The organism is Pseudomonas sp. GM33 (assembly GCF_000282295.1).
GTDB lineage: Bacteria > Pseudomonadota > Gammaproteobacteria > Pseudomonadales > Pseudomonadaceae > Aquipseudomonas > Aquipseudomonas laurylsulfatiphila.
In genome coordinates this window covers 1-7,722 of the sequence record NZ_AKJO01000153.1, presented here as the reverse complement: position 1 = coordinate 7,722, position 7,722 = coordinate 1, and the positions used below count along the sequence as shown (strand labels likewise).

Below are 7,722 nucleotides of genomic sequence, written 5' to 3'. Positions count from 1 at the left end.
TGATTTTCAGGCTTTCAGCGCTCTTTCGGGCCTCTTCGCGAGCAAGCCCGCTCCCACAGGGGACCTGCGCCGTACACAAATCCCCTGTGGGAGCGGGCTTGCTCGCGAAAGCGTCATCAGCCTCACTGAAGCTATAACTCACGATCAGCTCTGACAACGCGGGCAAAAAACGCTGGCGCGCTGCCCCAGCTTCACTTCCCGCAGCCCCGTGCCACAGACCTTGCAGTGTTCGCCACCACGGCCGTACACGAACAGTTCCTGCTGGAAATAACCAGGCTGACCGTCACCACCGATAAAGTCCCGCAATGTAGTACCGCCACGCTCGATGGCAGCCGCCAGGATGCGCTTGATCTCGATGGCCAGTTTCAAATACCGCGCACGGGAAATGCTCTTGGCTTCACGACGCGGGTCGATTCCAGCGGCGAACAACGCTTCGGTCGCATAGATATTGCCCACGCCCACCACCACCGCGTTATCCATGATGAACGGCTTGACCGCCATCGAACGGCCACGGGACTGCTGGAACAGGCGCTCGCCGTCGAACAGGTCGGTCAGCGGTTCCGGCCCCAGGCGAATCAGCAATTCGTGATTGAGCGGATCGAGGCTCCAGAGCATGGCGCCGAAGCGCCGCGGGTCGGTGTAACGCAGGGCCAGGCCCGACTCCAGTTCGATGTCCACATGCTCATGCTTGGCCGCCGGCAACCCGGCCTCCACCAGACGCAAGTTGCCTGACATGCCCAAATGGCTGATCAAGGTGCCGACTTCGGCGTTGATCAGCAGGTACTTGGCGCGCCGCTCCACCAATACGATGCGCTGGCCGGACAGGCGCACATCGAGGTCCTCGGGGATCGGCCAGCGCAGACGGTGATCACGCACGATCACCCGGTTGACGCGCTGGCCTTCCAGGTACGGCGCGATGCCGCGACGGGTGGTTTCGACTTCTGGCAATTCAGGCATGGTGCTCTCGGATCAGGCGCATGGCCTGGGAAGGGCCGACACTCAGCGATGAGTGCCGAGGTCGCGGATCGTCTGCTTGAGGGTCTCGAAGTCGTAGTCCGAGAGGCCGACATAATCGAGCACCAGCGGCGCGATACTGTTCCACTCGTGATCTTCGGTCTGATTGCCCAGTACCCGATACGACGCACAAATGTGCTCGGCCATTTTCAGGATTGCCAACAGGTTCTTCAACGAACTGTTGCACGAAGTCTCATCGCTGAATACCGCCAACGCATTGTGATGATTGGCGATCGCCGCGCTCACGTGTTCCGGCAGACGCCAGGACTTGGCCGTGTAATAACCGACCACCGAGTGATTGGTATTGAACACCTGATTCTCCGTGTCCACCACCCGGCATTCGGCGCTGGCGTTGGCATAGGCCTGCTCCAGAACCCCCATGTAGTCGGGGAAACGCTGGAGCATCAAGGGCACGCCGCAGTCGTGGAACAGGCCCAGGGCATAAGCTTCGTCGCCATTTTCAACGCCGATGCGCTTGGCCAGGGTCAGGCAGGTCATGGCCACGTCCTGAGCGGTGTCCCAGAAACGGTTCAGGGTGACAATGGTGTCGTCATTCATCTCACCCTTGATCGACTGCGCATTGATCAGGTTGATGATCGAGCGGCTGCCCAGCAGATTGACCGCGCGCTGGATCGAGGCAATCTTGTTGCTCAGCCCGTAATACGGCGAATTGACGATCTTCAGCAGGGAACCGGAAAGGCCCGGATCCTGGGATATCAGCTTGGCAATGACTTCCAGATCCGGGTCGGGCATGTACTGCTCCATCTGCAAATCCACCATGATCTGCGGCTGGGCCGGTACGCTGATGCCCTGCAGGGCTTGTTGGATCTGTTCGGAAGTCAGCTCTTGGGACATAGGTACACACTCTGGGTCAGGCGGCGATTCTAACCTTTATGAAGTTGGATCCGACATACCAAATCGCAAGACAAGTCTCCGTGGCGAGGGGGCTTGCCCCCGTTCGGTTGCGCAGCAGCCGCAAAACCGGTGAATCCAGTTTGTCTGATGCACCGCATTTACCAATATCAGGACGGCTTCGCCGTCCAACGGGGGCAAGCCCCCTCGCCACATGTCCACTTGCAGGCCAATCCTGGGTCTCAACACGCTATACTCCCGCTCTTTTTTCCGGAGCGACGACATGTCCCTGCCTAGCCTGCGCCTCAAAGCCAACGCCGACCGTCGTCTGCGCAACGGTCATTTGTGGGTCTACAGCAACGAAATCGATGTAGCCGCTACGCCTTTGCACGGTTTCAAGGCCGGCGACCAGGCGATCCTTGAAGCCGCCGGCGGCAAGCCGCTGGGCATCGTTGCCATGAGCCCGAACAACCTGATCTGCGCCCGCGTGCTGTCGCGCGACATCAAATTGCCGCTGGACAAATCGCTGCTGGTGCACCGCCTGAACGTGGCCCTGTCCCTGCGCGAGCGCCTGTTCGACAAGCCGTTCTATCGCCTGGTCTACGGCGACTCCGACCTGCTGCCAGGCCTGGTGGTCGACCGTTTCGGCGACATCCTGGTGGTGCAGATCGCCTCGGCGACCATGGAAGCCCATAAAGACGACGTGATCGCGGCGCTGACCCAAGTGCTCAAGCCAAGCGGCATCCTGTTCAAGAACGACTCCGCCGCCCGTGACGCCGAAGGCCTCACCCGCTACGTCGAAACCGTGTTCGGCCTGGTGCCGGAGTGGGTCGCACTGGAAGAGAACGGCGTGAAATTCGAAGCACCGGTCATCCAGGGCCAGAAAACCGGCTGGTTCTACGACCACCGCATGAACCGCGCACGCTTGGCGCCGTACGCCAAAGGCAAACGCGTGCTGGACCTGTACAGCTACATCGGCGGCTGGGGCGTACAGGCTGCCGCGTTCGGCGCCAGCGAAGTGTTCTGCGTCGATGCCTCGGCCTTCGCCCTTGACGGAGTCGAGCGAAACGCCGCGCTGAACGGCTTCGCCGAGAAAATGACCTGCATCGAAGGCGACGTGTTCGAAGCCCTCAAAGAACTGAAAGCCAGCGAAGAACGCTTCGACGTGATCGTGGCCGACCCGCCGGCGTTCATCAAACGCAAGAAAGACATGAAAAACGGCGAAGGCGCCTACCGCCGCCTGAATGAACAAGCCATGCGCCTGCTCACCAAGGACGGCATCCTGGTCAGCGCATCGTGCTCGATGCACCTGCCGGAAGACGACCTGCAGAACATCCTGCTCACCAGCGCCCGCCACCTGGACCGCAATATCCAGATGCTGGAACGTGGCGGCCAGGGGCCTGATCATCCGGTGCACCCGGCGATTGCCGAGACTCGTTACATCAAGAGCATTACTTGCCGGTTGTTGCCAAACAGCTGATTGCACCATTTTATTGGGGGGGAGCGACTTGCCCCCCAAAACACATACAAAACTTCTCGCCTCCCCCCTAGCGGTACGCTACGTTATTGTTATTTATTCAAAAACTACAAAGCCAATTAATATGTAGGACCTTTCCGACAACATTATTAGAATATTCTTACTCAACATCCTCTTGAAAAAATATCACCGACACCTATGATTGAGCTGTCACTACGAAGTGACATTTACTTAAATCACAAGGAGTTCCAACCATGAAAACAATTACTCTGGAAGCTTCCCACATTGCAAACTTGGCTTTTCTGGTTTCCAAGAAAGCCTGATAAGTAAATGAAGCGCTGGGGAGTGCCGGCTACTCAGCGCTTTACAGGGCACCACCCAGAGAATCAATTAACATGCAAATAAACCCTCATGTATTCATACTTCCGCGCACCCCCAACCAAATAATCTGGGATTACAAAAATCACAAACAGTTTGAACTCAACCTTGAGTATTCAACCCGACTTGCCGAGCTAATCAAAAACCCAAACAACTTCAACGACTCAAATGAAATTGACTCTCAACTTTTTAGTGCAGGAATCCTTACAAACACCAAGTCCACCCACACAAAATGGGGCTGGGATGAACTATCAAAAATATTCCATATTGGCACCAAGAACATCCCTTGCGATCACGTTCCGCAAGATATCCATGAATGGTCAACCCTATATCTCGATCATTGTACAAACGTCCTCAACACCTCCCCCCCTCCAACCAGAGTCGCGGAATGCTTGGCTCGCGACCTAACTGCCCTACCATTCCCTTCTTGCCTGCCGGAGCGCTCCCTAGCAAACGTTCTGATTGAACGAAAAACCTGCCGCACTTTCACAGGTGAAGCTATTTCACTAGAGATCATCAGTACACTTCTTTACCTGACCCTCGGATATTTGCATGAGCGCGAAAACGAAATCGATGAAAGCACTGCCGAAGGCCTCGGAGCCCGGCGAAGCAGTCCATCTGGTGGTGGGCTAAATGCCTGTGAAGGCTTTCTTCAGGTTCAAAACGTGGTTGGTCTTAAAAACGGTTTCTACGCCTATCATCCCACGGTGCACGCGCTGAGCTTCGTCAACCATTTGCCCGATCAACCGTTAGGGCATCTTCTATCCGGGCAACACTTCATCAATAACCTGCCAGTTGGATTGTTCATAACCTGTAGATTCGACAAGCTTTGGTGGAAATATGAGCACTCGCGAGCCTATCGAATGGCTTACATCGAAGCTGGCCATATTTCCCAGACATTCCAACTAGCAGCCACCGCACTGGGGTTGAAGACTTGGTTGACCGGCGCATTGACAGATGATCAGGTGGAAGCGTTGTTGGGGTTGGAAGATAGTCCAGAGCAAGTGTTGTTTTTTGTTGGTTGCGGCAAGAGTGACGGGCAAGTGATGTGCAAAGAGTTGAAATCGCTGCTAACTGCGCAGGAGTAGGGGCAATGAACAGCTCCCCAAACGACCGCATCATGTGGGCCCGCCGTTTCACCCTTGGTGACTGGAACACACGATCCTCAGTCAGAAGCAGTGAGCACTGCTATCTATTACCCTCAGACTTAAATGAACAACTAGAAACTCGATATTGGTTTCCACCGGCCTTTCTTTTCTATCTAAATCACCCAGCGATCAAAGCAAAAAACAAAGCAATCGCTCAACGCCTTTCTGCTAACCATTTGGTGCACTTTCTTGACTACACTACCTTGCTTGAACACCGCATCGTCAACCGATCAGTTGAAATCATCGCCCACGACGAACTGGGCATTGCTATTCCTACAAGGATGAAAACAGCTGCACTGCAGCTATACACTGATGAAGGCTATCACGCGCTGTTCTCCAGTAATCTTGCCGAACAGATTGCGGACCTTTATGGCATGACTGACCGGCCGGTCATGCCCCTACGAATAACCCGACTGAATGAACTGATCGATCGCACATCGACCAAGCACAAAGCATTGGTGTGGTTTCTTGTGGGCTTCGTCTCGGAAACGATTATCGCCAAGGAGCTGCTCGAGGCTTGCCGCGATGCTTTGGTGAGCACCGTTCAGGAAATGCTCAGAGACCATCTCGCTGACGAGGCGCGACACAGTCGCTACTTCTGCGAAGTGTTTCATTATTTTTGGCAGAACTTTAGCGGCGTTCAGCGCGCAGAAGCCGCCAAGCTGCTCATAGAGATTCTGCTTATTTTCTTTGAAACAGATGAATGCTGGCTCAGCGGGAGCCTACGCAGCGTCGGCCTTAGCGAAAAGTCAGTTGCACAAATTATTGCTTGTATGTCGGACGAGCACGCTCGTCTTCTTCGCATCCGATCGAGTGCCAGCGCCACATTTCAAGCATTGAAAGAGGCTGGGTTCTTTGACCTGCCTACCAATAGGCAACTGTTCTCCCAAGCAGGGCTTATTGATGAATGATGAAAAATATGCGGTAAGTGCAAAAAAGCGCCGGGCAGCGGTTGTTCTATTAATGACGATGGTATTACTCGGCGTCTTCCCCCTGGACGTTTTGCTGCCCTCCTTCCCCGCGCTGGCGAAACACTTCCAGACCACGCCTTCCAACATCGCACTATCCATCAGCCTGTTTGCCATCGGCCTCTCTCTTTCCCAACTGGTGATCGGACCGCTCTCGGACACTATCGGCCGCAAACGTCTGCTCTTGGCAGGTATGGCGGTTTCGATCGTGGGAGCCGCCGGCTGCCTGCTGACCACCGAACTCGAAGGGTTCCTGGTGTTCCGCGTGGTCCAGGCCATCGGCTGCGGTTGCTTCGTGCTGTCGCAGGCGCTAGTCCAGGATCTGTTTGAAGGCAAGGAGCGGGATCGGCTGCGGATTCTGATGGTCACGGCCAGCGGGGTATTCATTTCCGTCTCGCCGTTGTTGGGCAGTGTCTTGCAGCAAGCACTTGATTGGCCCGGTAGCTTTTTCCTGTTTATAGCCTTGGCCGTCGTCGTGTTTCTGAAGGCGTGTTTCATGCTGGAAGACCAGCGACCTGCCGTGACCTCACGCCAAAACATTTTCCACGCCTATCGTCGGGTGTGTGGCAATGCGAGCTTCTTGGGCTATTGGTTAATCGCGGCCATCGCTTTTACCTGCCATTTTTCCTTTATCGTCGTTTCGCCGTTGATCTTCATGGATCAGCTACGCATGTCGCCCTATGCATTCTCCCTGACCCTTCTGCTCTATGGCGCGGCTTATATCATTGGAGGCATCGCCGCCCGGATGCTTTCCAGCCGGATAACACCCAATACTCAAATCATCGTCGGCTTGGGCCTGATTTTCTTCTCGGGAGTGGTGATGCTTTTACTCGCAAGCAGGCTTGGACTTTCGACCCTGACGGTATTGGTGCCGATGATCATCTGCACCGCCGGCACGACCATTGCCCGCCCCATTGCCACATCCAAAGCGATGGACGTGTTTGCGGACAACGCCGGCACTTCGGCGTCGGCCGGGAACACACTGGTTTTCATTTTTGGCGGCTTGACCAGCGCATTGATCAATCTAAGTGGTATAGATCTGCAAACGACCCTGGCACTGGCGTTCCTGCTGCTCAGCGCGGTGGCGCTCGGCCTTAATACCCTGATCAATCGCCGCCCTTCCTGTAGGAGCGAGCTTGCTCGCGATGGTCGTCAACGATAACGCGGGAAACCTGATACCCCGCGGCGTCTTCGATTTCATCGCGAGCAGGCTCGCTCCTACAGGTGCAGGACACATCCTGATCCACTGCCGAAGCGACAACCTCCCACACCACGCCTACCGTTTTCTCTTCCCATCACCGAAGAGGACAACGGAATGTCCAACACGCCAAAAGCCCATCGATTACGCACAGGTCGGCACTCGCAATTCGGTCGCATCTATCACCTGACCGCTGTCACCCATGAACGACAACCATTCTTCCAGGATTGGCGCACTGGCCGCTTTTTGGTGCACGAGTTCAAGAGGGCTCAGGAAGCTGGCTATGCCACGTCTATAGCCTGGGTAATCATGCCGGATCACTTCCACTGGCTGATTGAATTGCACAACGGCGATTTACCGAAACTGGTGCAAGCCACCAAATCTCGCTGCACACGCCTCATCAATCAGAAACGGGATCTACATGCTCCTGTATGGCAAAAGGGCTACTTCGACCGAGCCCTGCGTCGCGAGGAAGATCTGAAAGCCATTGCCCGATACATCATCGCCAACCCCCTACGCGCAGGCCTCGTCGACCATATCGGCGGCTACCCACTCTGGGACGCCATCTGGCTCTGACGCACAAATCACCGTAGGAGCGAGCCTGCTCGCGATGGTCGTCAACGATAACGCGGGAAACCTGGTACCCCGCGGCGCTCTCAGGTTTTTCGCGAGCAGGCTGTAGTGGTT

At 55.6% G+C, this 7,722-nt stretch carries 7 protein-coding genes; 5 read left to right on the top strand and 2 right to left on the bottom strand.

Features of this window, described 5'->3' with window-relative positions:
• Nucleotides 1-144: 144 nt before the first annotated feature.
• Nucleotides 145-957, bottom strand: a complete 813-nt coding sequence (mutM, locus tag PMI26_RS04440; protein WP_007978946.1) for a bifunctional DNA-formamidopyrimidine glycosylase/DNA-(apurinic or apyrimidinic site) lyase — start codon at nucleotides 955-957, stop codon at nucleotides 145-147.
• 42 nt (nucleotides 958-999) lie between these two features.
• On the bottom strand, nucleotides 1,000-1,869 hold the full coding sequence (locus PMI26_RS04445; protein WP_007978943.1) for an HDOD domain-containing protein: 870 nt from the start codon (nucleotides 1,867-1,869) through the stop codon (nucleotides 1,000-1,002).
• Between the two features lie 280 nt (nucleotides 1,870-2,149).
• Between PMI26_RS04445 and PMI26_RS04450 the strand changes: the two genes are divergently transcribed.
• The 5 genes from PMI26_RS04450 to PMI26_RS04470 all read left to right on the top strand — a co-directional run bounded on the left by PMI26_RS04450 (nucleotide 2,150) and on the right by PMI26_RS04470 (nucleotide 7,611).
• Nucleotides 2,150-3,346: a class I SAM-dependent rRNA methyltransferase gene (locus PMI26_RS04450; RefSeq protein WP_007978942.1), complete on the top strand. Its 1,197-nt coding sequence runs from the start codon at nucleotides 2,150-2,152 to the stop codon at nucleotides 3,344-3,346.
• 392 nt (nucleotides 3,347-3,738) lie between these two features.
• A complete protein-coding gene (locus tag PMI26_RS04455; protein WP_007978941.1) occupies nucleotides 3,739-4,809 on the top strand; it encodes a SagB family peptide dehydrogenase in 1,071 nt (356 codons plus the stop codon).
• A 5-nt stretch (nucleotides 4,810-4,814) separates the two neighbouring features.
• Nucleotides 4,815-5,780 carry a diiron oxygenase gene (locus PMI26_RS04460; RefSeq protein WP_007978939.1) on the top strand — a complete coding sequence of 322 codons (966 nt, stop codon included), beginning with the start codon at nucleotides 4,815-4,817 and terminating at the stop codon, nucleotides 5,778-5,780.
• Nucleotides 5,773-6,999 carry a multidrug effflux MFS transporter gene (locus PMI26_RS04465; protein ID WP_007978937.1) on the top strand — a complete coding sequence of 409 codons (1,227 nt, stop codon included), beginning with the start codon at nucleotides 5,773-5,775 and terminating at the stop codon, nucleotides 6,997-6,999. The genes PMI26_RS04460 and PMI26_RS04465 overlap by 8 nt, the downstream gene beginning before the upstream one ends.
• A 153-nt stretch (nucleotides 7,000-7,152) precedes the next feature.
• Nucleotides 7,153-7,611, top strand: coding sequence for an REP-associated tyrosine transposase (locus PMI26_RS04470; RefSeq protein WP_007978935.1), 459 nt, complete (start codon nucleotides 7,153-7,155; stop codon nucleotides 7,609-7,611).
• Nucleotides 7,612-7,722: the final 111 nt, after the last annotated feature.